Raw genomic sequence first — 25,289 nt, 5'->3', positions numbered from 1 at the left:
GCGCCCCCTCAGCCTGAGTCGGCGAGGGGGCTAGCCACATTAACGCGCGGCGCGTTGTAGAATGACCGATGCGGGTTGGCGCTGGAGGAAGCGCATTCTCAGCATCATCATCACTGCCGCCGACGTCAGGCCAATAATAAAGCCCCACCAGAAGCCCGCCGGGCCCATCCGCTCAACCACCAGATCGGTCAGCGCCAGTACGTAGCCGCACGGCAGACCCAGCACCCAGTAGGCGATAAAGGTAATAAAGAAGATTGAACGCGTATCTTTATAACCGCGCAAAATACCGCTACCGATAACCTGGATTGAATCTGAAATCTGATACAGCGCAGCCAGCAGCATCAACTGGGCAGCGAGCGTGACGACTTCGGGGTTATCGTTATACAGCAAGGCGATGTGGGTACGCATCAAGCTAGTGAATACCGCCGTGCAGACTGCCATGCATATCCCGACGCCCAAACCGGTACGCGCGGAAACCTGTGCGTCCGGCGTTGAACCCTGGCCCAGACGGAAGCCGACGCGGATGGTTACCGCCGCCGCCAGCGACATCGGCAGGACAAACATCAGCGAGCTGAAGTTGAGCGCAATCTGGTGACCGGCAACGTCAACGATCCCCAGCGGTGAAACCAGCAGCGCAACGACTGCGAATAGGGTGACCTCAAAAAACAACGCCAGCGCAATAGGCAGCCCGAGCGTGGTCAGACGTTTCAGAATGGCGAAATCCGGGCGGCTGAAACGCTCACTATGGCGAATATCGCGCATTGAACCCGCATGGCGAACGTAGTAGAGCATGCTGAAGAACATCACCCAGTAAACCGATGCGGTCGCCACGCCGCAGCCCACACCGCCCAGCTCCGGCATGCCGAAATGACCGTAAATAAAGATGTAGTTAACCGGAATATTCACCAGCAGGCCAATAAAGCCCATAACCATACCGGGCTTGGTTTTCGCCAGCCCCTCACACTGGTTACGCGCCACCTGGAAGCACAGGTAGCCCGGCGCGCCCCAGAGCAGCGCGCGCAGGTAGCCAACGGCTTTATCCGCCAGAGCCGGGTCGATGTTATGCATCGCGCGAATGATATGACCGGCGTTCCACAGGACCACCATGATTAATATTGAGACAAAACCGGCCAGCCAGAAACCCTGGCGAACCTGGAGGGCGACGCGATCCCGGCGGCCGGAACCATTAAGTTGAGCAATAACCGGCGTCAGCGCCAGCAGCAGACCGTGACCAAAAAGGATCGCCGGCAGCCAGATGGAGGTACCGATCGCCACCGCGGCCATATCGGTGGCGCTGTAGCCGCCGGCCATGACCGTATCGACAAAACCCATTGCTGTTTGGGCCACCTGCGCAAGGATAACCGGGATAGCCAGAGCTAATAACTGACGCGCTTCGCTAAAATACTTCTGCACGTGAACACCTGTATTGTTGTTATTTATTCTCGCCGTACGTGAGCACGGGAGACAGATAAGCCGCCTTAACCGGCAGCAAGAAGAATAAATAGAGGAATTGCTCCGATATTGTAGCGAGGATTTGCTATTAATCTAGTCAAAAAAAAGGGGGCGTGCCGCGGAAGGTGGCAACCTGTTTTATCAACTGCTATTGTGCGTAGCAGATAAACCGGTAGCGATACCGGTACGATGATTAACAGGAGTTAACGATATGTTCACTGGTATTGTGCAGGGCACGGCAAAAATCGTGTCCATTGATGAAAAACCTAACTTCCGCACCCACGTCGTGGCGCTGCCGGAACATATGCTGTCTGGCCTTGAGACCGGCGCCTCAGTGGCCCACAACGGCTGCTGCTTAACGGTCACGGAAATTAACGGCGACCAGATTAGCTTCGACTTAATGAAAGAGACGCTGCGCATTACCAACCTGGGCGATGTCAAGGTGGGCGATCTGGTTAACGTCGAGCGTGCGGCGAAATTCAGCGATGAAATTGGCGGCCACTTAATGTCGGGTCATATTATGACCACTGCTGAAGTCGCAAAAATTCTGACCTCGGAAAACAACAAGCAGATCTGGTTTAAAATCCAGGATCCATCGCTGATGAAATATGTTTTGTATAAGGGTTTTATCGGGATTGATGGCATTAGCCTGACCGTTGGGGAAGTGACGGCGACTCGCTTCTGCGTGCACCTGATTCCGGAAACGCTGGAGCGTACCACGCTGGGTAAAAAACGCCTTGGCGATCGCGTGAATATCGAGATTGATCCGCAAACTCAGGCGGTTGTCGACACCGTAGAGCGCGTGATGGCGGCAAAAGAAGCTGCGGTGACCCAGGCGATTGCAGAGTAAAAGAAAACGCCTGCACCACACGGTGCAGGCGTTGAAGTACTAGCGCGCGACGCGCAGACCGTGCTCTACCCCTCGGGAGAACATCACCTGCCATAGCTGAATATCCCGCGCGCGGAACGCACCCGCACAGGCGTTGAGATAGTAGCTAAACATTCGCTTGAATCGTTCAGAATAGTTGTCCGCGATTTCCGGCCAGCAGGCGAGGAAACGCTCGTACCAGGCCATCAGCGTGGTATCGTAATCAGCGCCGAAGTTATGCCAGTCTTCCATCACAAAGTGAGGCTCGCTGGCGACGGCAATCTGGCGAACTGAGGGTAAACAGCCATTCGGAAAGATGTATTTGTTGATCCACGGATCGACATTGTTGTCGGTCTTCTTCGAACCAATGGTGTGCAGTAAGAACAGACCATCGGGCTTCAGATTGCGGTCGACGACGTTGAAATAGGTGTCGTAGTTTTTCGGGCCCACGTGCTCGAACATCCCCACAGAGACGATACGGTCGAACTGATCGTTGAGGTCGCGGTAATCCTGAAGCAGGATCTCCACATCCAGCCCTTCACAGCGCGCCTGCGCCATTTTCTGCTGTTCGGCGGAAATGGTAACCCCTTTGACGCTAACCCCGTAGTTTTTCGCCATAAAGGCGGCTAAACCACCCCAGCCGCAGCCGATATCCAGCACGCGCATTCCCGGCTTCAACTGCAACTTCTGGCAGATGAGGTCGAGCTTGGCCTGTTGGGCTTCTTCCAGCGTTTTGGCTTCTTTCCAGTAGCCGCAGGAGTACTGCATAAATGAATCAAGCATGCGGCTGAAAAGATCGTTGCCAAGGTCGTAGTGTTCTTTGCCAACCTGCCAGGCGCGTCTGCGGCTCTGGAGGTTAAACAGACGAGCGCCGGCAACGCGCAGCGTATCTTTGAAATGGTGCGGAAGTTGATTTTCTAATCCGGCGCGCAGCACCTTGTCGAAGAAGATATCGAGACGGTCACATTCCCACCAACCGTCCATATAGCTTTCGCCAAGGCCTAACGAACCTTCTTGTAAAACACGTTTGAAAAGACGCGGATTTCTGACTTGAATATCGCAGGAGGCATTGCCGTTGATTTCAATACCTGCTCGGTTTAGCAGCTCGCTAACGATGCGATACCAGTCGTCGTCCGGTACACTTACTTCTTCTATACACGATGAGCTCATAGCTTCTCCATCCCGACCTGATGATCAGAACCTTAAAACAGCGTAGACGCTTTTTTCTGGTTTGTGAGAAATGTCACGAAAAATTCGTGAGCCTGCTATCCGACGTAGCACAGAGGAAGGGAAGAACCCCTTGCCGAAAGCCAATCCATGGTTTAACGGGAAGCTATCCTGCTCCCGCTTAATTAGTTCAATGTATATTAATTATGTGATGCCGATCCAGTATAGGACGCTAAGTGTATTGATTCAACTAAAAACTTAGCGCCCTAATCATTTCTTATGGCATTGATATGAGTGATGTTTAGGCGTGGGAATTCGCGTGCTCATTTTGACGTTCAGCACGACGTGCAGAGCGCTGCATGCGGTAGCCAATGCCGGCGAGAACCACGGTGACCAGCATCACGCTCGTGGTGGTCAGCAACGGCGTTGCAATCAGCGTTGAGACCGCAAGGCTTGCCAGGAAGCACAGCCCCAACTGCAACGTGTTCTGTAGCGCGGCTGCTCGGCCAGTTGCCTGTGGGAAGGGCTTCAGCGCCTGCGCAACGACAATGGGATAAATCGCCCCATTGGCGGTTGCCATGATGCAGAAGGGGATCAACAGCGCGGTCAGGGAGACGCCTTCCGCGAGGCCGACGCCCCAGGTCCCGATAACGCTGAGCGCAAAGAGCACCAGCAGCCACGGCAACATTTGGCTACCCTGCCATTTTTGCAGCGCTGCGCGACAGCCATAGCCGCCAATCAGGAAAGCGATGGTTTGCGGTACATAGCTCAGACCAATCACCGTCGGGCTGTAGCCCATTTCATGCAGAATAAATGGCGAACCGGTCAGCCAGGCGAAAAAGCTGGCGGAGCAGGCGGCGTAAATCAGCACGTTGCCGCGGTAGTCCTTACTGCGCAGCAGACGTAAAAACGTGAGCTTCTCTTCACTGGCGACGTTTTTATTGTGGGCAGGCTTCAGACGCAGAGCGGGCAGCATCAATACCAGGGTAATGATAAACAGCGTTGCGAAGATGGCCTGCCAATCAAAGTGGGCCAGCAGCCAGCTGCCGAGTAGCGGTGCCAGCGCAGGTGACAGGCCGACCAGCGGCATAATGGTCGCAAAAATACGGTTGGTGCGCTGAGCGGGATAATAATCGGTAACCATGGCTTGCCAGGTCACCGCGGCGGCGCAAACGCCAACCGCCTGCACGAAGCGCAGCACCAGTAGGGTGGTACCATCGCGAACCCACAGCATGCCAAGGCAGCCGATGGCAAAAATGGTCAAACCGGCCAGCAGGATCGGTTTACGGCCATAGCGGTCAGACAGCGGCCCCCACAGTAGCTGCGCCACGGCGAAACCCGCGAGGAACAGACTCAGGCTCGCGCTGACGGCGGATGCCGGCGTTTGCAGGTCTTGCTGAATGGCGGCGAACGCCGGTAGGTACATATCGGTAGCCAGGAAGCCCAGCACGCTCAGTCCCGCGAGCCAGACTAAAAATCCTTTCCCAGGTTGCATAAATTGCCTTTTTTATCGTAGTTCACACTGTGCCGCTGAGTGTAGAGAGTGCATTCCCGGTTGTGAAACGCTAATATTTGAGGCATGGATTCAAATTTTTTGCAGGCAGAAAATGTGGTCTGAATATTCTCTGGAAGTGGTTGATGCGGTCGCGCGCAACGGTAGCTTTAGCGCCGCGGCGCAGGAGCTACACCGGGTGCCCTCTGCAGTAAGCTATACGGTGCGACAGCTTGAGGAATGGCTGGCGGTGCCGTTGTTTGAACGTCGCCATCGGGATGTTGAATTAACGCCTGCGGGAGCATGGTTTCTGAAAGAAGGGCGTTCTGTTATCAAAAAAATGCAGATCACTCGTCAGCAGTGTCAGCAGATTGCCAACGGCTGGCGCGGCCAGCTGGCGATTGCCGTTGATAACATCGTGAAACCTCAGCGCACCCGTCAGCTGATTGTCGATTTTTATCGCCACTTCAGCGACGTCGAACTGATTGTCTATCAGGAAGTGTTTAACGGCGTCTGGGATGCGCTGGCGGATGGGCGCGTGGAGCTGGCGATTGGCGCGACGCAGGCCATCCCGGTTGGTGGCCGTTTTGCCTTTCGCGACATGGGCATGCTCAACTGGCACTGCGTGGTGGCCAGTACGCATCCGCTCGCGAAGATGGACGGACCGCTGAGCGATGACGTGCTGCGCAACTGGCCGTCGCTGGTGCGGGAAGACACCTCACGGTCGCTACCCAAGCGAACGACCTGGCTGCTTGATAACCAGAAGAGGGTGGTGGTGCCGGACTGGTCGTCGTCGGAGACCTGTATTTCTGCTGGACTCTGTGCGGCGATGGTGCCGGGGCATCAGGCGCAGCCGTGGCTGGAAAGCGGAGAGTGGGTTGCGCTGGAACTGGAGAATCCGTTCCCGGATGCAGCCTGTTGTCTGACCTGGCAACAGAGCGAAGCGTCGCCGGCGTTAAGCTGGCTGCTGGAATATTTGGGGGATAGCGAGACGCTAAACGATGAGTGGCTGCGGACGCCCGTTCAGGACGCCCACAGTTAACCCTTAACGACGGTAATCGCGATACGGGCCGTCGGCCACGGAACGTCGCTCGATCAGGCGCGGATGCACCTCAATCGACTGCGACTCTTCGCGCTTGCTGACGATACGATCCATCAGCATATTGAAGGCCGTCTCACCAAGTGAGTCTTTCGGCTGATGAATGGTGGTCAGCGCCGGGGTAAAGAAACGTGAGTTACGCACGTTGTCATACCCGATCAGCGAAATATCCTGCGGCACGCGCAGCCCCATTTCATCGGCGGCGCAAAGCGCGCCCATGGCCATGATGTCGCCGCCACAGAAGATAGCGGTAGGGCGCGGGTGCTGGGAGAGAATCTGCTGCATAGCGCGATAGCCAGACTCAGGCTCGAAGTCACCCTGGACTATCCAGTTTGCCGGAACATTGATTTGCGCTTCTTCCATGGCCTTCATAAAGCCAGCCAGGCGTCCTGCGCCGGTGTTACGTTCCAGCGGGCCAGGAATGACGCCGATATCACGGTGGCCGCGTTCGATCAGATAACGGCCCGCCATATAGCCGCCTTCGAAGGCGTTGTCGATGACCGAGTCGGTAAAGTCGGCTTTGGCTTCGCCCCAGTCCATCACCACCATTGGAATATGGCGATACTCTTCCAGCATTGAGAGTAGGGACTCCGGATATTCGGAACACATCACCAGCAGGCCATCAACGCGTTTTTGCGCCATCATTGACAGGTAGGCGCGTTGTTTCTCGAGATTGTTCCACGCGTTGCCAAGGATCAGGGTATAGCCCTTCTGGAAGCAGTTTTTCTCAACAGCTTCGATAATTTCAGCAAAGTAGGCCGCTTCGCTGCTGGTCGCCAGCAAACCAATCGATTTGGTGTGGTTGACCTTCAGGCTACGGGCAACGGCGCTTGGCGAGTAGTGCAGCTCTTTAATCGCTGCCCACACCGCTTCCCGCGTCTCTTCGGCGACAAAACGCGTTTTGTTAATTACATGTGATACGGTTGTAGTGGAAACGTTTGCGCGCTTCGCTACATCTTTAATTGTTGCCATTCCATCTCACTCCAGACCCTGGCCTGCCCCTGATAAACTCGAAACGAAAACGTTTGCCTTTATACACCCTGACGCAATTTTGTGGATTGCGGTTCGCCAGGAAAACGATACAGGACGACAGGAGGGGGTCAATGGCCGGTACGCTTATAAATAAGCGTCGAATTTTGACGTATCCGGACGCAAAGTGGAAGAGCAAAAACCAACATCCTGCTAAATCTGTGAAGATTTTTACGATTATCTGTGCAAAAATGAGTGAGCTCAGTTTTGCTGTGGTCATAAAAAGGAGAAAAATTGATGAGTACCGAACTTAAGATGTCACTCACCACGACCGTTATTGTGCTGGCGTTGATCGTCGCCGCTGGACTTACCGCTGTTCTGCATTGATTCTTCCATGAGGGGGCGTTCGCGCCCTCATGTCTGATTGTTAGCAAATTAGCAATAATCTTTTGCTGTTTTGTACACTTCTGCTTTTCTGTGATTAATGTCATGCTTTTGCCCTATATTGCCATGCCGCGTCTGTCGTGCGGCCAATCGGAGCTTTTGCATGAAAATCAATTTTCCCTTACTCGCGCTGGCCATTGGCGCTTTTGGCATAGGGACCACCGAATTCTCGCCGATGGGGTTACTGCCGGTCATAGCAAAGGGCGTTGACGTCTCGATCCCGGCTGCCGGTATGCTGATTAGCGCCTATGCGGTTGGCGTGATGGTCGGTGCGCCGCTGATGACGCTGCTGCTTTCTCATCGTGCCCGCCGCAACGCGCTGATCTTTCTGATGGCCATTTTTACCCTTGGCAACGTGCTGTCGGCCATCTCGCCGGACTACACCACCTTAATGCTGTCGCGCATTATTACCAGCCTGAACCACGGTGCGTTCTTTGGCCTGGGTTCAGTGGTAGCGGCAAGCGTGGTGCCGAAACATAAGCAGGCCAGCGCGGTGGCGACGATGTTTATGGGTCTGACGATCGCCAATATTGGCGGCGTGCCGGCGGCAACCTGGCTGGGTGAAACAATCGGCTGGCGTATGTCGTTCCTGGCGACTGCGGGACTGGGGATTATCGCCATTATCGGTCTGTGGTTGTCCTTGCCGAAGGGCGGGGCGGGTGAAAAACCTGATGTGAAACGTGAACTGTCGGTGCTGGTGCGCCCACAGGTGCTTTCCGCACTGCTGACCACCGTACTCGGCGCTGGCGCAATGTTTACGCTTTACACCTATATCTCACCAGTGTTGCGTACGATCACGGATGCGACTCCGGGCTTCATTACGCTGATGCTGGTGCTGATTGGCGTTGGGTTCTCTATCGGTAACTACCTCGGTGGCAAATTTGCTGACCGTTCAGTCAGCGGCACGCTGAAGGGGTTCCTGCTGCTGTTAATGGCTATCATGCTGGCCATACCGTTCCTTGCGCAAACGCAGGTCGGTGCCGCGTTCAGCATGGTGGTGTGGGGCGCGGCAACCTTCGCCGTGGTACCGCCGTTACAGATGCGTGTTATGCGTGTGGCGCACGAAGCGCCGGGGCTGTCATCTTCGGTCAATATTGGGGCGTTTAATCTGGGTAACGCGTTGGGTGCGGTGGCCGGTGGGGCGGTGATTTCCGGTGGACTGGGCTACAGCTTTGTGCCGGTGATGGGGGCGATTGTCGCCGCGCTGGCCCTGCTGGTGGTGTTCATGAGCGGCCGTCGTCATGGTGAAGAGGCCATCGCCAGCCAGTAACAAAAAAAACGCAGAAGGCGTTTCCCTCTGCGTTAATCAATCAAACCCGGCGAAGCTTTGCGACGCTGGGTTTTTTGCTACTTATGCTGACAGATTTTCAGCTACGAATGCCCAGTTAACCAGAGCCCAGAAGTGCTCGAGGTAGTTCGGACGCGCATTGCGGTAGTCGATATAGTAAGCATGTTCCCACACGTCAACGGTCAGCAGCGGTTTGGCGTCGGTCGTCAGCGGAGTGCCCGCGTTAGAGGTCGACACGATGGCCAGAGAGCCGTCTGCTTTCTTCACGAGCCAGGTCCAGCCAGCGCCGAAGTTTTTCACAGCGGCATCGGTGAACTGCGCTTTGAACTCTGCGAAGCTGCCGAAGGATTTATTAATGGCTTCTGCGACAGCACCGGTCGGTTCGCCACCGGCATTTGGCGCCAGGCAGTGCCAATAGAAAGTGTGGTTCCAGACCTGAGCTGCGTTATTGAACACGCCGCCTTCAGAAGTGCGCACGATCTCTTCCAGCGTTTTACCTTCAAACGCGGTGCCTTTGATCATGTTGTTCAGGTTGGTAACGTAAGTCTGGTGGTGTTTACCATAATGATACTCGAGCGTTTCCACGGAAATATGTGGAACAAGAGCGTCTTTGGCATACGGTAATGCAGGTAATTCGAACGACATTGCTACTCTCCTTTTATTATTGTGTACTCTCAATAACCCTGTATTGAGTATGGATAGAGTAGCAAATTAAAAGGTGAGAGAAAAGATAAGCTTACCCCGTTTATTAACAAACGGGGTGAGTGATTAACGAATGGTCTTCGGGGTCACCACGCGGCGGGCGCCAACGTAATGGCGGACCCAGTAATCTTCGCTGAGCGAGGTAATCTGAATATCCTGACCGGTACGCGGCGACTGAATGAATTTGCCGTTACCGACATATACGCCGACGTGATCGGCGGTGCCGCGGCCTTGGGTACGGAAAAAGACTAAATCGCCGCTTTCCAGTTCACTACGGTTCACCGGGCGGGCATCGCGTAAGTGATACATTTCGTTCGCGGTGCGGGGAATGCGGATATTTACCAGGTCTTTATACGCATAGTAAACCAGGCCGCTGCAATCGAAGCCTGTACGCGGTGAGTTCCCCCCCCAGCGGTAAGGTTTACCCAACTGACCCATCAGTTTGTTCATCGCGGTTTTCTGCGCTTTCTGGACACGAACCTTGTGTGCCTGCGCAATCGTGGTGGGTTGTGTTTCTACCGGGCTGGTGGTGCAGGTTTTCTTATGGCCTTTACGCGTCGTCTTACAGGTGGTCACCACGTTGGCGGTTTTCACCGCGCGTGTTTTCGTGGTTTTCGTTGCGGCGGTTTTGCGAGAGGTGGGGGCCGCTTTTTTAGCGACAACCGATGTGGTTTTTTTCTTCGTAACGGTAGTGGCGGTCTTTTTCTTGGTGTTGGATTTGCTGACCGTATTCTTTTTCTTACGTTCGCTGCCTTTTACGGGAAGCGACTTTTGCGCCGTGGGTGTTTTGGCATGCCCTGTAGCATGCGCCAACGGCGTGAAGGATAATGATGTAAACAACAATGCACAGAGCGTGAACGACCATTTTTTTATCTGCGCCACTGAACAACCCTCTGAGTATGCAGGCTAAATATCCTTGCCTGGGTATGGTTTACAAAACTCAACGATTCTAATCCATAAAAACACGAAATGTTAATAGTGTTTTTCACTCTAAAACGCTGTTTCGTTAGCAAGTGCAAAAAAAAACATCATTTGATACAGGTTCAGTTAAAAAATGAACAAGTTTTTTATCCGCCTGCCGATAAACACATATTTATAAGGCAACTTCTCTCATCAGACGATAAAATAGTAAGGCGTGAATAAAATGTTATTTTCTGTTCAGGCCGCAAAACGCTACAATGGTGGACTACTGCCGTAAAAAGAAGTTTGAGGAAGCAAGACAATGAGCGAAACAATTGAAAAAATTCAGCGCCAGATCGCTGAAAACCCGATCCTGCTGTACATGAAAGGTTCCCCGAAGCTGCCAAGCTGTGGCTTCTCTGCGCAGGCCGTTCAGGCACTGTCTGCCTGTGGCGAACGCTTTGCTTATGTTGATATCCTGCAGAACCCGGACATTCGTGCGGAGCTGCCAAAATATGCCAACTGGCCGACATTCCCGCAGCTGTGGGTTGACGGCGAGCTGGTCGGCGGTTGCGACATCATCATTGAAATGTATCAGCGTGGTGAATTGCAGCCGCTGATCAAAGAAACCGCAGCGAAATATGCAGAAGAGCCGAAAGCAGAGTAATTGGCTAACAGGCACTGAAACAAAAAAAGCGACCCATGGGTCGCTTTTTTTATGCCGCTACTCGTCAGCCGCGATGGGCAATGGCCAGCCGCCCAGGCGTTTCCAGCGGTTGACGATTTCACAAAACAGGATCGCCGTCTGCTCGGTATCGTACAGGGCAGAGTGGGCCTGGCTGCTGTCGAAATTCATGCCCGCAGCGATGCAGGCTTTAGACAACACCGTTTGCCCCAGCGCCAGCCCGCTTAGCGCGGCGGTGTCAAAGGTGACGAAGGGGTGAAACGGGTTGCGCTTAAGCGAGGCGCGATCGGCTGCGGCCATCATAAAGCTGTGATCGAAAGTGGCATTGTGCGCCACCATAATCGCGCGGTTGCAGTCGCTGTCTTTCATGCCTTTACGCACCATTTTGAAGATGGCATGCAGAGCATCGTATTCGCTTACCGCGCCGCGCAGTGGATTATTGGGGTCGATGCCGTTAAACGCCAGTGCTTCCGGTTCGAGGTTGGCACCTTCAAACGGCTCAACGTGGAAGTGTAACGTGGTGTCCGGCATCAGCCAGCCTTGCTCATCCATTTTCAACGTAATTGCCGCTATTTCGAGCAGGGCATCCGTTTTGGCATTGAATCCGGCAGTTTCCACATCGATGACTACAGGATAAAACCCACGAAAACGGTCGCATAGACCATTAAGTTGCGCATTGTCGGACATCAGAATCTCTTAACTCAGAAAAAGTAGCGCGCATTATGGCAAATTTTGCCGCGGCTTGGAAAGGCGGGTAAAAAAACGGGTGCGCTCGCGCACCCGAGGAGAATCAGTTGCCGAGACCTTTACCGGCATCTTTTTCTTCGATCAGTTCGATTTTATAACCGTCCGGATCTTCCACAAACGCAATCACCGTGGTGCCGCCTTTTACCGGGCCAGCTTCACGGGTTACGTTGCCGCCGTTCTGGCGAATGCGTTCGCAGGCTTCCGCGGCGTTATCAACGCTGAGGGCGATATGGCCATAGGCCGTACCCAGCTCGTATTTATCCACGCCCCAGTTGTAGGTCAGCTCGATCACCGCTTCGTCGCTCTCTTCGCCGTAACCGACAAATGCCAGAGAGTACTTGTATTCGGTGTTTTCGCTGGTGCGCAGCAGCTTCATGCCCAGAACTTTGGTGTAAAAATCAATGGAGCGTTGCAGATCGCCGACGCGCAGCATGGTATGCAGTAAACGCATGATATCCCTCGTCCTTACTTATGAATAATCTCACTAGTATAGCGGCGGAACGCCGCCGCTATCAATGCAGGATCACAGCGTAGGATAATCGGTGTAACCTTCCGCACCGCCGCCGTAGAAGCTTTCCGGGCGCTGCGGGTTGAGCTCGGCTTTGCGCTGCAGACGCGCGACCAGGTCCGGGTTAGCGATATAGTCGCGGCCAAAGGCCACGGCATCGATTAATCCTTTTTCAATGAGCGCTTCCGCTTTTTCTGGCGTATAGGCGCCCGCACCGATAATCGGGCCGTGGAAACGGGCACGTACTTTTTCGCGGAACGCGTCGCTGTACGGCACGCCGCCGGCCCAGTCAGGTTCGGACATGTGCAGGTAAGCAATGCCGCGTTTACCCAGTTCTTCAATCAGATACAACGCATCGGCTTCTTCGTTCGGGCCGTTGTCGACGTTCTGGAAGGTGCCAACTGGCGAGACGCGGATACCAATACGCTCGGCACCCCATTCCTTAATACCGGCATCAACCACTTCCAGCACCAGGCGGGCGCGGTTTTCAACGCTGCCGCCGTACTGATCGGTACGGTGGTTAGAGGAAGGAGAGAGGAACTGGTGCAACAGGTAGCCGTGCGCAGAGTGAAGCTCTACCAGGTCGAAACCGGCTTCACGCGCGTTGGCAATGGCCTGACGGAAATCGTTGACGATCCCCGGGATTTCTGCGGTTTCCAGCGCGCGTGGCATCGAGGTGTCGACGCGAATCGCGTGGCCATTTTCGTCACGCAGCGAGGTACGGGTATTGGCGCTCAGCGCAGACGGTGCCACCGGGGCTTCACCGTTTGGCTGCAGGCTGTTGTGCGAAATACGACCGGTGTGCCACAGCTGAACGGCGATACGTCCGTCTTCGGCGTGAACGCCAGCGGTGATTTTCTGCCAGGCGGCAATCTGCTCTGGGCTGTGAAGACCCGGAGCGCCCTGGTAGCCTTTCGCCTGAGCGGAAATCTGAGTGGCTTCGGTGATAATCAAGCCAGAGCTTGCACGCTGGCGATAGTATTCCGCCATCAGCGGAGTAGGAATGTCGCCCGGTACAATGCTGCGCAGGCGCGTCAGCGGGGCCATAAACACGCGGTTCGGGGCGGTAACCGCACCCACTTTCAGTGGGGTAAACAGTTTTTCTTGCGACATGGTGACTCCTGAGTAGACCGGTCGTCTAGTGGTATAGGAAATAAAAACGCCGGGATCACTCCGGCGCGGCAATCAGATTCCTGACGTGCGTCAGCGCGCTTTCCAGCGGTGCCGAGCTGCGCGAAATTTTCGCCTGCAGGTTCGCCCCCAGCCACAGAGAGTAGAGCACCTGGGCAGTGGTTTCGGCTTCGCCGTTGAACGTCAGGCAGCCTTCACGGCGGCCATTTTCCAGCGCTTGCGCCAGCAAAACCATAATCTGGCTGGCGCCTTTATTCATTTCAGCGCGCATATCTTCGGAAAGATCGCACACTTCAGCAGACAGCTTCACGGTCAGACAGCCGCTAATCAACCCCTGCTGGCAAAACTGTTCGAGCGTGTGCTGGTAGTAGTTCAGCAGGCGGTCGCGGTAGTTTCCCGCGCCTTGCGTAAAGTGCTGCACCAGCCGCTGGTGATAGTCGGCAAAATGCCGGTCCAGCATGGCCACGCCAAACGCCTCTTTTGAACGAAAATAGTGATAAAACGAGCCCTTAGGCACTTCTGCCGTTTTCAGGAGTTCGCTCAGACCCATTCCGGTAAAACCGCGGTGCATGCAAAGACGCTCGCCGGTAGCCAGAATGTGTTCACGGGTATCATGTTCAATCGATTTGCTCATGACAGGCACTGTAATAGACCGATTGGTCTAATGCAAATGAATTTTTGAAAATGCCGTCTGGCGCGCATCAAACGGGAGAAAAGTTGCGCCCGCTGAATTAAACGTCTTCAATGAAGGGATGACGAGGTAAATAGGGGGCTAAGGTGGCGGAGCAACTGGAGTTCTTCCCGGTTCAAAGTCCGTGCCGGGGAATTTGTCAGTCGGATGAACGCGGTTTCTGCCGTGGCTGTTTTCGCAGCCGCGATGAGCGTTTTCACTGGCAGAATATGAGCGATGCGCAAAAACAGGAGGTGCTGCGGCTGTGCCGTCAGCGGCTACTGCGCAAATTGCGCGCAGGTAAAGCGCCCGACGCGGAAGAACCTCAGCAGCCCTCACTGTTTTAAGCGCAAAAGTGCGTATACTCGATTGATATTTTTTCATTGAGGAAGTGGTTATGGTTCAACGTATTACCCTGGCGCCTCAGGGCCCGGAATTTTCACGTTTCGTGATGGGCTACTGGCGTCTGATGGACTGGAACATGTCCCCGCGCCAGTTGGTGAGCTTTATTGAGGAACACCTGGATCTCGGCGTGACGACCGTCGATCACGCGGATATTTACGGTGGCTATCAGTGCGAAGCGGCGTTTGGTGAAGCGCTGAAGCTGGCGCCGCATCTGCGCGAGCGCATGGAAATTGTCACCAAGTGCGGTATCGCCACCACCGCCAAGCCAGAGCATGCGCTGGGTCACTACATTACCGATCGTAACCACATCATTCACAGCGCTGAGCAGTCGCTGCGTAATCTGGCGACGGATGTGATCGATCTGCTGTTGATTCACCGTCCGGACCCGCTAATGGATGCGGATGAAGTGGCGCAGGCGTTCACCGCACTGCACCAGAGTGGCAAAGTACGTCATTTCGGCGTCTCTAACTTTACGCCTGCGCAGTTCGCGCTGCTGCAGTCGCGGCTGCCCTTTACGCTGGCGACGAATCAGGTTGAAATTTCGCCGATTCACCAGCCAACGCTGCTGGATGGCACGCTGGATCAGCTGCAACAACTGCGTATCCGTCCGATGGCCTGGTCATGCCTGGGGGGCGGGCGTTTATTTAACGACGAGGAGTTCCAGCCGCTGCGTGACGAGCTGGCGAAGGTGGCAAACGAGCTGAACGCGGGCAGCATCGAGCAGGTGGTCTATGCGTGGGTCATGCGTCTACCGTCGCAGCCGCTGCCGATTATCGGTTCCGGCAAAATTGAGCGCGTGCGCTCGGCGATCGTTGCGCAATCACTCGACATGACGCGCCAGCAGTGGTTCCGCATTCGTAAAGCCGCATTGGGTTACGACGTTCCGTAATGAGCACCTTCATAGCCCGGCGTCGCCGGGCTATCTTTTCTTTACGCCATTTGCTCGGTCAGCGTGCCGGGTGCCGGCGCCGTCTCAAGCTGCGAGAGTGAGCAATACAGTCGCCAGAGAATCGATGCCAGCTCGGCAGCCGCTGGCTGGTGGTGATGGGAGAGGGTTTGGCAAATGCGCTGGAGTTCCTCAAGCGTTGCGGCTAGCGGGCGTTGCTGAACGCCGCGCTCACTCATGACATCGCGCAATAAGCTAATGCACATATCTTGTACCTGAGAGAGCGGGTCCGATCGTGATTCCCAGCCGCGCAGCTGCCAAACCACATGCGAACAGTTCAGCAGTACCACCCCCCAACGCAGCAGCCAGCGCCGCGCCTGCTCATCCTGGCTGGCGCTCAGTTGGCTTACGTGATGGTACACCAGCGATTCGAACTCGTGCTCGCTGCTGGAAGGGTGACGACTGAGTTGGTCGACAAAGTGACGGCGTAACGCACGAATATGGCGGCGACTTTTGCGCGCGTCTGACGCGGGCGTCAGCACGGCGAAAGCCAGCCATGCCAACCCCACACCGATAATTTTCGCCAGGTTATCATTGAGAAAATCGCCAAAATTGTAAACCGGTGGGTTGGTGACGGCGATAAACGATCCCATGAAAACAATCAACGAGCCCCATAGCCGCGCCTGTTTCGGCATTTGCAGCTTTAACAGTTGCATCGTCAACAGCAGCGGGAACAGGAACAGCATGAACTGCCACAGGTCGCTGATTTGTACCATCAGGCCAAACTTGACACCGAAGCTAAAGATGGACAGCAGAATCAGCGTACGCATCAGCAGCGTCAGTGAGCTGAACGGCGAGGGAACGTTAGAGTAGAGCACGCAGCAGATGGCGGCCAGCGTCAGCGCTGCCGCGCCGGACTCCCATTGTGTGCTGATGCTCAAGGCTCCCACGCTGACGAGGGCAAAAAAGGTGCGAATGCCACTCCAGGCCGCTTCGGCGTGGTCGGTGTGACGCATCAAGGCGGGGGCGGCGGGAACGTTAAATTCGCTGACCGCGGTTGCATTTTGCAGCCGCAACAGCCAATGACTGGTGGTCAGATAGAGACGGCAAAAATAGCGGAGCCGGCTCCAGAATGCATGATGTCGGTAGTCCTGCGGATCGCTGGGCGCCAGCGGGGCGATAATACGTGCGACGGTGTAGGCATCGCAATCGGGTCTGGCCAGCGCCTGCAACAGTGATTCCAGTACCGGACGTAAATTCTGCGGCGCGTTGGGCCAGTTGAGCATCAAGCGGCGCAGGCTGGAAATTACACTGGTTAGACGCAACTGCTGATGGAGCAGATAGTTTAATAACGTATTCTGCCGACGCAGGCGATAGTGGCTCCAGAACGCCTGGATACGCAGCAGATTCATGGTGAGGATCTGCGCGATAACGCTCTGGTGTGCGCTGCGAATGGCGTCGGTGGTGACGGGTTGCCACAGCATACTGGCGTGTTCCAGCAGCCGCGCGTGCATATTTTTCAGCGCGCTAAGCAGCGTGGTGCCATCGGAGGTGCTGGGTAAAATCATCATCATCAGCCCGCCGCTTAAAATACCGACGATCACCTCACAGACGCGCGCCTGGGCAATTTCCCACAGCTTCGTGGCGTCGACGACGTTAATCATTGGGAACGCGATAATGGCGCAGGTATAGCCCGCGAGCTGAAAGGCATAGGCAACGTTGTTGGTGTACATCGCGCACGCCCAGGTGCAGAGCGCGAGCCAGCCGGACATTGCAAACAGAAACAGCCATGGGTCAGTCAGCGTATGTCCGCCGATAATCAGCGCCGCGCCAGCCCCCAGCAGACTGCCGGCAATACGTCCGAGGCTTTTGCTGATGACCCCGCCGACGGTCGGGAAACTCACCACGGCTGCGGAGGTCATTGCCCAGTAGGGTTCATCAAGATCCAGCCAGTAGGCGAAACTCAGCGCCAGGCACATGGCAATAGCGTTACGCAACGCATAACGCCATTGCGGCGGCGTCGCTTTAAACCAGGGCAGTGACTGCCAGGTCAACGCCGGAAAGGTCATTGTCGGTCACTCATGATTGAGACGGTACAGGTGGTGCCTGCGACCAGTACCGTGTCAGCCGGCAGCGCGCCTAAATCTATGCGCACCGGTACGCGCTGGGCCAGACGTACCCATGGGATGGTCGGTTTGATATCCGCAACCAGCTTGCCGTCAGTGGCCAGACTCTGGTCGTGGATCGCGCGGCCAATGCTGGATACGTGACCCTGTAACTTTTTGTCATCGCTATACAGAACAATATCGGCGCGGTCGCCTTCACGGATATGGCGAAGCTTAGTCTCTTCAAAGTACCCGACGACATAGAAAGAGTGGCTATCAATCAGCGCGAAAACCGGGTGACCGACGGCGGCATAGTTACCGACGCGCGTCGTGAGATTGGTGACCCAGCCGTCAACGGGGGCTTTGACCTCGGTTTGCGATAGCTGCCAACGCGCGTGCTCCAGTTCAGCTTTGGCGGCGTCAGCATTAGCTTGGGCCACTTTTAGCGCGATGTTGACGGTATCGATATCTTCGGCAGAGATAAAGTTTTGCGACAGACCACGACGGCGCTCAACTTCATGTTTTGCCCGCAGCAGGTCAGACTGGGCTTTCGCCACTTTTGCTTCCGCATTCATGATAGCGATTTTCCACGGCGTCGGGTCTATCTGAAACAGCACGTCGCCGGCTTTGACGTACTGGTTATCCTTGATGTTCAGACTCAGAATACTTCCCGATACCTGCGGCGTGATATCAACCTGCTCAGCGCGGATTTTTCCATCGCGCGTCCACGGTGACTGCATGTAGTAATTCCACACCATCCAGACGGCAATAATGGCCAGGGCAGCAATCAGCAGCGTTGAGAAATATTTTAATTTTTTCATTGGATTAAATCACCACATGACCAACAGTAGCAGCGCAAGGCAGACCGAGAGCGCGAAGAAAGAGAGATCCATTAATAGCGGATGCCAGATATCGCCCGCGTACATCCAGTCGCGTAACAGACGGTGCAAAATCAGCCAGAAAAGGAAGCCGAGAAGGAGAGCCTTAAATACAGGAGGAAAATAAATCGAAGCACCGACGACGAGGTCTTGTAGAGGCAGTCCCGGTATGTGGAGAGTCAGCTTCACAAGCAGAAATCCTTTGCAATTGAAGAGTTATAGCTCGATAGTGTGTCGTGTTTTGACATAAAATCACATGATTTGAAACAGTGTAAAGCATAGATCTGGTTTGCGTGCACGTGGCAATACATTTGTTTTGCTAATTTAATTACTGCACACTATTCTAAAATCAGTATAATAACTTAGCAAGCTAATTATAAGGAGATGAAATTGGAATCGCCACTAGGTTCTGATCTGGCACGGTTGGTGCGCATTTGGCGTGCTCTGATTGACCATCGCCTCAAACCTCTGGAACTCACGCAGACGCACTGGGTCACGCTGCATAATATTCATCAGCTTCCACCCGAGCAGTCGCAAATCCAACTGGCTAAAGCGATTGGCATTGAGCAGCCGTCTCTCGTCCGAACGCTGGATCAGCTGGAAGAGAAGGGGCTGATATCCCGTCAGACTTGTGCCAACGACCGTCGTGCTAAACGCATTAAGTTAACGGAGAAAGCTGAGCCTCTGATCGAGGAAATGGAAGCGGTTATCAGCCACACGCGCGGCGATATTCTGGCTGGCATCTCCGCTGAGGAGCTTGAGATGCTTATCATGCTTATTCGTAAGCTTGAGCAGAATATCATCGAGCTGCAATCCCGAGATTGATATGAAAAACCCGCGAAATTCGCGGGTTTTTTTCACTTACTCCCAGACGACGACCCGGTTTCGTCCCGCCGCTTTCGCGCGGTACATGGCCTCATCGGCACGCCGTACGCACTCTTCTACCGAAACGGACAGATCCGTGGCGGTAAACACCCCCATACTGATGGTGATTGACTCCGGCAGCTGGGCATTGCTGCTGCCTGCATCATGCTGACTGATGGCCAGGCGGATACGTTCTGCAATCGTGCGCGCCACCTCAGGCGAGGTATTGACCAACAGTAGCGCGAACTCTTCGCCACCAATACGCGCCGCTACGTCGTTCTGGCGCACAGAGTCCTGTAGTACCCTGGCAACAAACTGAATAACTTTATCCCCCTGCAGATGTCCGTACTTATCATTTATGCGCTTGAAGTGGTCGAGGTCGCTGACAATAACCGACACCGGATGGCCGTTGGCGATCGTCGGCTGCAGGGCGGTAAATGAGTCATAAAAGTAGCTGCGATTAAACAGCCGCGTCAAAGGGTCGCGGATCGAGTTCTGGTATGAGTTGAGATACTTGGTATTGGACTGACGATAAAGGGTAAACACGTCGCAGAACAGCACAAAGATCAGGAACAGGGTGGAAATGGTTTCGAACAACCGTGCCTGATACCAGCTGTAGCTGGCAGTATCCTGCCCGGACATCAGGACCAGCAGGGTGAAGATATAACAAGCGCAGAAAAATGCGCCGCTGTACCAGAAAATATTGTTCAGCTGTGTCGTAAAGATAAGCGTAAATAGTGTGATTAACCATATTACAACTAATGCCCAGTTGACAATGTTGTTCCAAATTTCGCTGTACTGGAAAGTGTTATTATCAACGAGCTTAACGCTCAATAAAGAATCATGGCTGGAGTAGAGCCACGATAATACCAGCATGACAATGGCGAACCCGAACAATCCGCCTAAGATAAAAATATGATTCCGCATGCTATGCATATCGCGCGATTTTATCGCGTACAATACTACGGAGGTAATAAACAAAACCGCCATTATGATATTGCGGAAGAAATAAAATATCAGGGCGTCATTATAGTTAATATTATCTGATGCACCGCACAGGAACCACGTAGGATAGCTGTTTAGTGTACCGAGCATCAGCACCGCTGAGCTCGCGAAGGCGCAGGCGATGGCCATCAGGTAGAGCCGACGTCGATCGCAGAGGTATTTCATGACCATGAATACCGCAATCATGGTATGGAAAACCATCAGAAACATCGTAAGCGTAGGAAACAAAATAGGTGCAATCGCCGGGACATGGCGAATAAAAACATTAGAAAAGTGATTGAGTAATAGAATACCAATCAAGCAAATCGTGATATAAATCAAAAAACGCTGCAGGGGGAATTTTAAAAGCATATATGAGTCCTGTGTACGCTAAGCACTGCAAGCAATGAGGCATCCTGGCCCTATAAGACTCAAGTTTAATTGATTTCACGTAAAGAAATATTGTCCGCGCGCAAATAATAGATAGGGTGAATAACTATTATATATTTGTCGTATGAATATTAATGAAGGAATGGTAAAGGCAGGGATATGGGTACGCGCTTGCTGCAAGCGCGTACCCGGAGAACATTAACGCGGAGACACAGTAACCTGTCGGCCATTGCTCGCCATCACGACGCGCTGACCAGCAGAGAAGCGAGTATCGCCCTGTTTCTGCACCACCATGATGGTGTTGCCGTCATCTTTACGAATTTCCAGTTCAACGCCCTGGGTTTTATTCATCGCACCCTGAACGCTCTGACCGGCTACGCCGCCTGCGACAGCACCCGCTGCGGTTGCCAGAGAACGACCGGTACCGCCGCCAACGGTGTTACCCAGGAAGCCGCCCAGTACCGCACCGCCGATAGCGCCAATCACGTTGCTGTCATCGCCACCCTGAATTTGTACCGGACGAACGTGTACGATGGTACCGTAGGTCACGTTCTGGACCTGTTTCGCTTCGGATGCAGAGTAAACATCACCTGACAAACCGCTGTTGTTGACACATCCGGCCAGGGATAAACCAATCATTGAAACAGCCAATACACGTAACATCATTATGAATCTCCAGTTCACTAAGAATTGCTCTCATGAGCATCCGTACTAAACAATTATATGGTATTTGATCGGGGCGGTCATATATTCCGCATTCATTATTAACCATAATAAACCATCCTGGCTTAACCAACGGTAAACGCAAGGGAAACAGCGTCCCTCCTGAGATTCTTGCGAAAAAAGAGCACCATATTGTTAAAATTTTTTATTGGTTAATAGCATTACGTGGCACTTTATGCTGGAGTGTTAACTTTGCATAGCTGACTAAGGACGGCGTATGAAATCCGGGCGATATATTGGCGTGATGTCAGGGACCAGCCTTGATGGCGTGGATGTGGTGCTGGCGGTCATTGATGAAAATAGCGTGACGCAGCTGGCTAGTCTTTCCTGGCCCATTCCCATCGCAGTGAAAGAGGCGGTGTTGGCCATTTGCCAGGGGCAGCCTCTGACGCTCTCGCAGCTTGGACAACTGGACAATCGGCTGGGGAATCTCTTTGCGGATGCCGTTCTGGCGCTGATGTCACAAGAGAAGCTGGCAGCGCAGGACATTGTGGCGATTGGTTGCCACGGTCAAACCGTGTGGCACGAGCCGACTGGCGATGCGCCGCATACTATGCAGATTGGTGATAATAACATCATCGCTGCACGCACCGGTGTCAGCGTGGTCGGCGATTTTCGTCGTCGCGATATGGCGCTGGGAGGGCAGGGTGCGCCGCTGGTACCGGCATTCCACCAGGCTCTGCTGGCGCATGTCAGTGAACGCCGTATGATTCTCAATATTGGCGGGATCGCCAATCTTTCCCTTTTAATTCCCGGCCAGCCTGTGCGCGGTTTTGACACCGGGCCGGGGAATATGCTGATCGATGCCTGGATCTGGCGCAACCTTGGCAAACCCTATGATAAGGATGCGGAGTGGGCCAACGAAGGCAAAGTGATTTTACCTTTGTTACAGGACATGCTGAACGATCCTTATTTCGCCGCCCCGGCGCCAAAAAGTACCGGGCGCGAGTACTTCAACTACGGATGGCTGTCGCAATTCCTGGCTCGCTATCCTGGGCTGCGTGCTCAGGACGTACAGGCTACCCTGACGGAACTTACGGCGGTGACTATCAGCGAGCAGGTTCTGCTCAGCGGCGGCTGTGAGCGCCTTCTGGTCTGTGGCGGGGGAAGCCGTAACCCGCTGGTGATGGCTCGTCTGGCGGGTTTGTTGGCCGGGACTGAGGTCGCGACGACCGATGAATACGGTATTAGCGGTGACGATATGGAAGCATTGGCTTTTGCCTGGCTGGCGTGGCGTACGGTTGCCGGCTTGCCTGGCAACCTTCCGTCGGTCACCGGCGCATCGCAAGCGACGGTACTTGGGGCAATTTTTCCCGCCAACCCGCAGAAGAATAAGAGTTAACTGACATCTTCTTTTACACTGGGCCGATAGACTAAAGGCAAACGGGAGTGGGACAATCACTCCTTGACCAGGAATGTCTAAAGGCTCAGAAAATATGAAAAAATTGCTTATTGTTGCCCTCCCTTTGATGCTCTCCGGCTGTAGCGCCTACAACCAATTTATGGAGCGGATGCAAACTGACACGCTGGAATACCAGTGTGATGAGAAACCGTTGACGGTGCATCTCAATAACCCACGTCAGCAGGTGAGCTTCATTTATGACAACCAGCAGCTCAATCTGGCGCAGGGCGTCTCGGCTTCAGGCGCACGCTATACCGACGGTATCTATGTCTTTTGGTCGAAAGGTAATGAGGCAACCGTCTACAAACGTGACCGTATCGTACTGAATAACTGTCAGTTACAAAATCCCAAGCGTTGAGATTTTCAGGCGAGCGGCGCACAATAACGTCACCCAATGATGACTAGTCCAAACGCCATGTCTGACAACGACGAACTACAGCAAATCGCGCATCTGCGCCGAGAGTACACCCGTGGCGGCCTGCGTCGCCACGACCTTCCTGCAGAACCTCTGCCGCTTTTTGAGCGCTGGCTCTCTCAGGCCTGCGAGGCAAAGTTAGCCGATCCGACGGCCATGGTGGTGGCGACGGTTGATGAAAATGGTCAGCCGTATCAGCGAATCGTTCTGCTGAAGCACTACGACGAAAAAGGGCTGGTGTTTTACACCAACCTGGGGAGCCGCAAAGCGCACCAACTGGAGAAGAATCCGCGTATCAGCCTGCTGTTCCCGTGGCACATGCTGGAGCGTCAGGTAATGGTGATCGGCAAGGCGGAGCGTCTGTCTACCCTTGAAGTCGTGAAGTATTTCCACAGCCGCCCGCGCGACAGTCAGATTGGCGCATGGGTTTCCAAGCAATCCAGCCGCATTTCTGCGCGCGGGATCCTCGAAAGCAAATTCCTTGAGCTGAAGCAGAAATTCCAGCAGGGCGAAGTGCCGTTGCCGAGTTTCTGGGGTGGTTTCCGCGTCTCTATTGAGCAGATGGAATTCTGGCAGGGCGGTGAACATCGTCTTCACGACCGTTTTTTATACCAACGTGAAGATGGCGCGTGGAAAATCGACCGTCTGGCGCCGTAATCCCCCAAATTTGTTGTTTTAAGCGCTAGCGCTGACGCCCTCAGCGCTTTATTCTATAGAGCTTTCGCGTCTGGCGAAAAGTCGTGTACCGGCAAAGGTGCAGTCGTATATACATGGAGAATTTGATGGCAAGCAGTAACTTGATTAAACAACTGCAAGAGCGGGGGCTAGTTGCCCAGGTAACGGACGAGGTAGCGTTAGCAGAGCGACTGGCGCAAGGCCCGATCGCGCTCTATTGCGGCTTCGATCCTACCGCTGACAGCTTGCATTTGGGGCATCTTGTTCCATTGTTATGCCTGAAACGCTTCCAGCAGGCGGGCCATAAGCCTGTTGCCCTGGTGGGCGGCGCTACTGGTCTGATTGGCGACCCGAGCTTTAAAGCCGCCGAGCGTAAGCTGAATACCGAAGACACCGTGCAGGAGTGGGTGGATAAAATCCGCAAACAGGTTGCACCGTTCCTCGATTTCGACTGCGGCGAGAACTCCGCGATTGCCGCCAACAACTATGATTGGTTTGGCGGCATGAACGTGCTGACCTTCCTGCGTGATATCGGCAAGCACTTCTCTGTTAACCAGATGATTAACAAAGAAGCGGTGAAGCAGCGTTTGAATCGTGACGACCAGGGTATTTCCTTTACCGAGTTCTCCTACAACCTGCTGCAGGGCTATGACTTTGCCTGCCTGAACAAACTGCACGGCGTCGCGCTGCAGATTGGCGGTTCCGACCAGTGGGGCAACATCACCTCCGGTATCGACCTGACCCGTCGTCTGCATCAGAACCAGGTATTTGGCCTTACCGTTCCGCTGATCACCAAAGCGGATGGCACCAAATTCGGTAAAACCGAAGGCGGCGCAGTCTGGCTGGATCCGAAGAAAACCAGCCCGTACAAATTCTATCAGTTCTGGATCAACACCGCGGATGCTGACGTTTACCGCTTCCTGAAGTTCTTCACCTTCATGGACATTGAAGAGATCAATGCGCTGGAAGAAGAAGACAAAAACAGCGGCAAAGCCCCACGTGCCCAGTATGTACTGGCCGAGCAGGTCACCCGTCTGGTTCACGGCGAAGAAGGCCTGGTGGCGGCAAAACGCATCACCGAGAGCCTGTTCAGCGGTTCTCTGAGCGCGTTGAGCGAAGCTGACTTCGAGCAGCTGGCGCAGGACGGCGTACCGATGGTTGAGATGGAAAAAGGCGCCGACCTGATGCAGGCGCTGGTAGACTCTGAGCTTCAGCCGTCTCGTGGGCAGGCGCGTAAGACCATTGCCTCCAATGCGGTCACCATCAACGGTGAGAAACAGGCTGACCCGGAATATTTCTTCAAAGACAGCGATATTCTGTTCGGGCGTTACACCTTGTTACGTCGCGGTAAGAAGAATTACTGTTTGATCTGCTGGAAGTAATTTTCAGAAACAGGGGGGCGTGGGAAACTACGCCCCCTTCTTTTTATGTCGTCTGAGT

General features: G+C 54.2%; 27 protein-coding genes. 12 read left to right on the top strand and 15 right to left on the bottom strand.

Features of this window, described 5'->3' with window-relative positions; all coding sequences use genetic code 11:
* Positions 1–39 precede the first annotated feature (39 nt).
* Positions 40–1,413, bottom strand: a complete 1,374-nt coding sequence (gene mdtK / locus GY169_RS12680; RefSeq protein WP_167575960.1) for an MdtK family multidrug efflux MATE transporter — start codon at positions 1,411–1,413, stop codon at positions 40–42.
* Positions 1,414–1,663: 250 nt separating this feature from the next.
* On the opposite strand from mdtK, the gene GY169_RS12675 reads away from it, so the two are divergent.
* Positions 1,664–2,302 (top strand): riboflavin synthase subunit alpha, encoded by a 639-nt coding sequence (locus GY169_RS12675; protein ID WP_163447451.1) that lies wholly within the window; start codon positions 1,664–1,666, stop codon positions 2,300–2,302.
* Positions 2,303–2,341: 39 nt separating this feature from the next.
* Here GY169_RS12675 and cfa read toward each other — a convergent pair whose 3' ends face one another.
* Both cfa and punC read right to left on the bottom strand, forming a co-directional pair.
* Positions 2,342–3,490 carry a cyclopropane fatty acyl phospholipid synthase gene (cfa, locus tag GY169_RS12670; RefSeq protein ID WP_163447452.1) on the bottom strand — a complete coding sequence of 383 codons (1,149 nt, stop codon included), beginning with the start codon at positions 3,488–3,490 and terminating at the stop codon, positions 2,342–2,344.
* Positions 3,491–3,788: 298 nt separating this feature from the next.
* Positions 3,789–4,982 (bottom strand): purine nucleoside transporter PunC, encoded by a 1,194-nt coding sequence (gene punC, locus GY169_RS12665; protein WP_167575959.1) that lies wholly within the window; start codon positions 4,980–4,982, stop codon positions 3,789–3,791.
* 112 nt (positions 4,983–5,094) lie between these two features.
* Here punC and punR point away from each other — a divergent pair, with 112 nt between their 5' ends.
* On the top strand, positions 5,095–6,021 hold the full coding sequence (gene punR / locus GY169_RS12660) for a DNA-binding transcriptional activator PunR (RefSeq protein ID WP_167575958.1): 927 nt from the start codon (positions 5,095–5,097) through the stop codon (positions 6,019–6,021).
* A 3-nt stretch (positions 6,022–6,024) separates the two neighbouring features.
* Here the strand turns inward: punR and purR are convergent, their stop codons facing one another.
* Entirely contained in the window at positions 6,025–7,050 is a 1,026-nt protein-coding gene (gene purR / locus GY169_RS12655; RefSeq protein WP_064545731.1) for an HTH-type transcriptional repressor PurR, read from the bottom strand.
* A gap of 294 nt (positions 7,051–7,344) precedes the next feature.
* Here purR and GY169_RS12650 point away from each other — a divergent pair, with 294 nt between their 5' ends.
* Both GY169_RS12650 and GY169_RS12645 read left to right on the top strand, forming a co-directional pair.
* The gene (locus GY169_RS12650) at positions 7,345–7,434 is read left to right on the top strand and encodes a YnhF family membrane protein (RefSeq protein WP_163447455.1); all 90 of its coding nucleotides are present in this window, start codon (positions 7,345–7,347) and stop codon (positions 7,432–7,434) included.
* Between the two features lie 160 nt (positions 7,435–7,594).
* A complete protein-coding gene (locus GY169_RS12645; RefSeq protein WP_167575957.1) occupies positions 7,595–8,761 on the top strand; it encodes an MFS transporter in 1,167 nt (388 codons plus the stop codon).
* A gap of 81 nt (positions 8,762–8,842) precedes the next feature.
* On the opposite strand, the gene sodB is transcribed toward GY169_RS12645, so the two are convergent.
* Both sodB and GY169_RS12635 read right to left on the bottom strand, forming a co-directional pair.
* Positions 8,843–9,424, bottom strand: coding sequence for a superoxide dismutase [Fe] (gene sodB / locus GY169_RS12640; RefSeq protein ID WP_163447457.1), 582 nt, complete (start codon positions 9,422–9,424; stop codon positions 8,843–8,845).
* A gap of 123 nt (positions 9,425–9,547) precedes the next feature.
* The gene (locus tag GY169_RS12635; RefSeq protein ID WP_167575956.1) at positions 9,548–10,363 is read right to left on the bottom strand and encodes a C40 family peptidase; all 816 of its coding nucleotides are present in this window, start codon (positions 10,361–10,363) and stop codon (positions 9,548–9,550) included.
* Positions 10,364–10,703: 340 nt separating this feature from the next.
* Between GY169_RS12635 and GY169_RS12630 the strand changes: the two genes are divergently transcribed.
* Positions 10,704–11,048, top strand: a complete 345-nt coding sequence (locus GY169_RS12630) for a Grx4 family monothiol glutaredoxin (RefSeq protein ID WP_035896299.1) — start codon at positions 10,704–10,706, stop codon at positions 11,046–11,048.
* A gap of 57 nt (positions 11,049–11,105) precedes the next feature.
* On the opposite strand, the gene rnt is transcribed toward GY169_RS12630, so the two are convergent.
* The 4 genes from rnt to GY169_RS12610 all read right to left on the bottom strand — a co-directional run bounded on the left by rnt (position 11,106) and on the right by GY169_RS12610 (position 14,086).
* Positions 11,106–11,753, bottom strand: coding sequence for a ribonuclease T (rnt, locus tag GY169_RS12625; RefSeq protein WP_163447459.1), 648 nt, complete (start codon positions 11,751–11,753; stop codon positions 11,106–11,108).
* Positions 11,754–11,856: 103 nt separating this feature from the next.
* Complete coding sequence (gene gloA, locus GY169_RS12620; RefSeq protein ID WP_043000807.1) at positions 11,857–12,264, bottom strand: lactoylglutathione lyase; 408 nt, start codon at positions 12,262–12,264, stop codon at positions 11,857–11,859.
* Positions 12,265–12,336: 72 nt separating this feature from the next.
* Positions 12,337–13,434: an alkene reductase gene (locus GY169_RS12615; RefSeq protein WP_167575955.1), complete on the bottom strand. Its 1,098-nt coding sequence runs from the start codon at positions 13,432–13,434 to the stop codon at positions 12,337–12,339.
* Positions 13,435–13,489: 55 nt separating this feature from the next.
* Complete coding sequence (locus GY169_RS12610; protein WP_163447461.1) at positions 13,490–14,086, bottom strand: TetR/AcrR family transcriptional regulator; 597 nt, start codon at positions 14,084–14,086, stop codon at positions 13,490–13,492.
* Positions 14,087–14,229: 143 nt separating this feature from the next.
* Between GY169_RS12610 and GY169_RS12605 the strand changes: the two genes are divergently transcribed.
* Together GY169_RS12605 and GY169_RS12600 are read left to right on the top strand one after the other, a co-directional pair.
* Positions 14,230–14,469, top strand: coding sequence for a DUF1289 domain-containing protein (locus GY169_RS12605; protein ID WP_064545717.1), 240 nt, complete (start codon positions 14,230–14,232; stop codon positions 14,467–14,469).
* Positions 14,470–14,519: 50 nt separating this feature from the next.
* On the top strand, positions 14,520–15,416 hold the full coding sequence (locus GY169_RS12600; RefSeq protein WP_167575954.1) for an aldo/keto reductase family oxidoreductase: 897 nt from the start codon (positions 14,520–14,522) through the stop codon (positions 15,414–15,416).
* A gap of 41 nt (positions 15,417–15,457) precedes the next feature.
* On the opposite strand, the gene GY169_RS12595 is transcribed toward GY169_RS12600, so the two are convergent.
* From GY169_RS12595 to GY169_RS12585, 3 genes are read right to left on the bottom strand one after another with little or no spacing between them, the layout of a single operon-like run.
* Entirely contained in the window at positions 15,458–17,482 is a 2,025-nt protein-coding gene (locus GY169_RS12595; RefSeq protein WP_167575953.1) for an FUSC family protein, read from the bottom strand.
* Positions 17,479–18,339, bottom strand: a complete 861-nt coding sequence (locus GY169_RS12590) for an HlyD family secretion protein (RefSeq protein WP_167575952.1) — start codon at positions 18,337–18,339, stop codon at positions 17,479–17,481. The genes GY169_RS12595 and GY169_RS12590 overlap by 4 nt, the downstream gene beginning before the upstream one ends.
* Before the next feature lie 9 nt (positions 18,340–18,348).
* Positions 18,349–18,585, bottom strand: a complete 237-nt coding sequence (locus GY169_RS12585; protein WP_167575951.1) for a DUF1656 domain-containing protein — start codon at positions 18,583–18,585, stop codon at positions 18,349–18,351.
* Between the two features lie 195 nt (positions 18,586–18,780).
* On the opposite strand from GY169_RS12585, the gene slyA reads away from it, so the two are divergent.
* Entirely contained in the window at positions 18,781–19,221 is a 441-nt protein-coding gene (gene slyA, locus GY169_RS12580) for a transcriptional regulator SlyA (protein WP_163447466.1), read from the top strand.
* 36 nt (positions 19,222–19,257) lie between these two features.
* Here the strand turns inward: slyA and GY169_RS12575 are convergent, their stop codons facing one another.
* Together GY169_RS12575 and slyB are read right to left on the bottom strand one after the other, a co-directional pair.
* The gene (locus GY169_RS12575) at positions 19,258–20,616 is read right to left on the bottom strand and encodes a GGDEF domain-containing protein (RefSeq protein WP_167575950.1); all 1,359 of its coding nucleotides are present in this window, start codon (positions 20,614–20,616) and stop codon (positions 19,258–19,260) included.
* A 216-nt stretch (positions 20,617–20,832) separates the two neighbouring features.
* Entirely contained in the window at positions 20,833–21,300 is a 468-nt protein-coding gene (gene slyB / locus GY169_RS12570) for an outer membrane lipoprotein SlyB (protein ID WP_064545703.1), read from the bottom strand.
* 274 nt (positions 21,301–21,574) lie between these two features.
* On the opposite strand from slyB, the gene anmK reads away from it, so the two are divergent.
* The 4 genes from anmK (at position 21,575) to tyrS (ending at position 25,231) form a co-directional block, all read left to right on the top strand.
* Positions 21,575–22,699: an anhydro-N-acetylmuramic acid kinase gene (gene anmK / locus GY169_RS12565; protein WP_167575949.1), complete on the top strand. Its 1,125-nt coding sequence runs from the start codon at positions 21,575–21,577 to the stop codon at positions 22,697–22,699.
* 94 nt (positions 22,700–22,793) lie between these two features.
* Complete coding sequence (gene mliC, locus GY169_RS12560) at positions 22,794–23,117, top strand: C-type lysozyme inhibitor (protein WP_064545700.1); 324 nt, start codon at positions 22,794–22,796, stop codon at positions 23,115–23,117.
* Between the two features lie 57 nt (positions 23,118–23,174).
* Complete coding sequence (pdxH, locus tag GY169_RS12555; RefSeq protein WP_163449433.1) at positions 23,175–23,831, top strand: pyridoxamine 5'-phosphate oxidase; 657 nt, start codon at positions 23,175–23,177, stop codon at positions 23,829–23,831.
* Positions 23,832–23,956: 125 nt separating this feature from the next.
* Complete coding sequence (gene tyrS, locus GY169_RS12550; protein ID WP_163449430.1) at positions 23,957–25,231, top strand: tyrosine--tRNA ligase; 1,275 nt, start codon at positions 23,957–23,959, stop codon at positions 25,229–25,231.
* The last annotated feature ends 58 nt before the right edge of the window (positions 25,232–25,289 follow it).

The sequence above is a fragment of the Kluyvera genomosp. 3 genome, assembly GCF_011765685.1.
Lineage (GTDB): Bacteria > Pseudomonadota > Gammaproteobacteria > Enterobacterales > Enterobacteriaceae > Kluyvera > Kluyvera georgiana_A.
The sequence above is the reverse complement of the archived record's forward strand: the minus strand, read 5'-3'. Positions and strand labels throughout refer to the sequence as shown.

What these genes read in the sequence shown, in the direction of transcription:
- GY169_RS12675 (WP_163447451.1), top strand. Translation starts at nt 1,664, where the DNA reads ATGTTCACTGGTATTGTGCAGGGCACGGCAAAAATCGTGTCCATTGAT.
- cfa (WP_163447452.1), bottom strand. Translation starts at nt 3,490, where the DNA reads ATGAGCTCATCGTGTATAGAAGAAGTAAGTGTACCGGACGACGACTGG.
- punC (WP_167575959.1), bottom strand. Translation starts at nt 4,982, where the DNA reads ATGCAACCTGGGAAAGGATTTTTAGTCTGGCTCGCGGGACTGAGCGTG.
- punR (WP_167575958.1), top strand. Translation starts at nt 5,095, where the DNA reads ATGTGGTCTGAATATTCTCTGGAAGTGGTTGATGCGGTCGCGCGCAAC.
- purR (WP_064545731.1), bottom strand. Translation starts at nt 7,050, where the DNA reads ATGGCAACAATTAAAGATGTAGCGAAGCGCGCAAACGTTTCCACTACA.
- GY169_RS12650 (WP_163447455.1), top strand. Translation starts at nt 7,345, where the DNA reads ATGAGTACCGAACTTAAGATGTCACTCACCACGACCGTTATTGTGCTG.
- GY169_RS12645 (WP_167575957.1), top strand. Translation starts at nt 7,595, where the DNA reads ATGAAAATCAATTTTCCCTTACTCGCGCTGGCCATTGGCGCTTTTGGC.
- sodB (WP_163447457.1), bottom strand. Translation starts at nt 9,424, where the DNA reads ATGTCGTTCGAATTACCTGCATTACCGTATGCCAAAGACGCTCTTGTT.
- GY169_RS12630 (WP_035896299.1), top strand. Translation starts at nt 10,704, where the DNA reads ATGAGCGAAACAATTGAAAAAATTCAGCGCCAGATCGCTGAAAACCCG.
- rnt (WP_163447459.1), bottom strand. Translation starts at nt 11,753, where the DNA reads ATGTCCGACAATGCGCAACTTAATGGTCTATGCGACCGTTTTCGTGGG.
- gloA (WP_043000807.1), bottom strand. Translation starts at nt 12,264, where the DNA reads ATGCGTTTACTGCATACCATGCTGCGCGTCGGCGATCTGCAACGCTCC.
- GY169_RS12615 (WP_167575955.1), bottom strand. Translation starts at nt 13,434, where the DNA reads ATGTCGCAAGAAAAACTGTTTACCCCACTGAAAGTGGGTGCGGTTACC.
- GY169_RS12610 (WP_163447461.1), bottom strand. Translation starts at nt 14,086, where the DNA reads ATGAGCAAATCGATTGAACATGATACCCGTGAACACATTCTGGCTACC.
- GY169_RS12600 (WP_167575954.1), top strand. Translation starts at nt 14,520, where the DNA reads ATGGTTCAACGTATTACCCTGGCGCCTCAGGGCCCGGAATTTTCACGT.
- GY169_RS12595 (WP_167575953.1), bottom strand. Translation starts at nt 17,482, where the DNA reads ATGACCTTTCCGGCGTTGACCTGGCAGTCACTGCCCTGGTTTAAAGCG.
- GY169_RS12590 (WP_167575952.1), bottom strand. Translation starts at nt 18,339, where the DNA reads ATGAAAAAATTAAAATATTTCTCAACGCTGCTGATTGCTGCCCTGGCC.
- slyA (WP_163447466.1), top strand. Translation starts at nt 18,781, where the DNA reads ATGAAATTGGAATCGCCACTAGGTTCTGATCTGGCACGGTTGGTGCGC.
- GY169_RS12575 (WP_167575950.1), bottom strand. Translation starts at nt 20,616, where the DNA reads ATGCTTTTAAAATTCCCCCTGCAGCGTTTTTTGATTTATATCACGATT.
- slyB (WP_064545703.1), bottom strand. Translation starts at nt 21,300, where the DNA reads ATGATGTTACGTGTATTGGCTGTTTCAATGATTGGTTTATCCCTGGCC.
- anmK (WP_167575949.1), top strand. Translation starts at nt 21,575, where the DNA reads ATGAAATCCGGGCGATATATTGGCGTGATGTCAGGGACCAGCCTTGAT.
- mliC (WP_064545700.1), top strand. Translation starts at nt 22,794, where the DNA reads ATGAAAAAATTGCTTATTGTTGCCCTCCCTTTGATGCTCTCCGGCTGT.
- pdxH (WP_163449433.1), top strand. Translation starts at nt 23,175, where the DNA reads ATGTCTGACAACGACGAACTACAGCAAATCGCGCATCTGCGCCGAGAG.
- tyrS (WP_163449430.1), top strand. Translation starts at nt 23,957, where the DNA reads ATGGCAAGCAGTAACTTGATTAAACAACTGCAAGAGCGGGGGCTAGTT.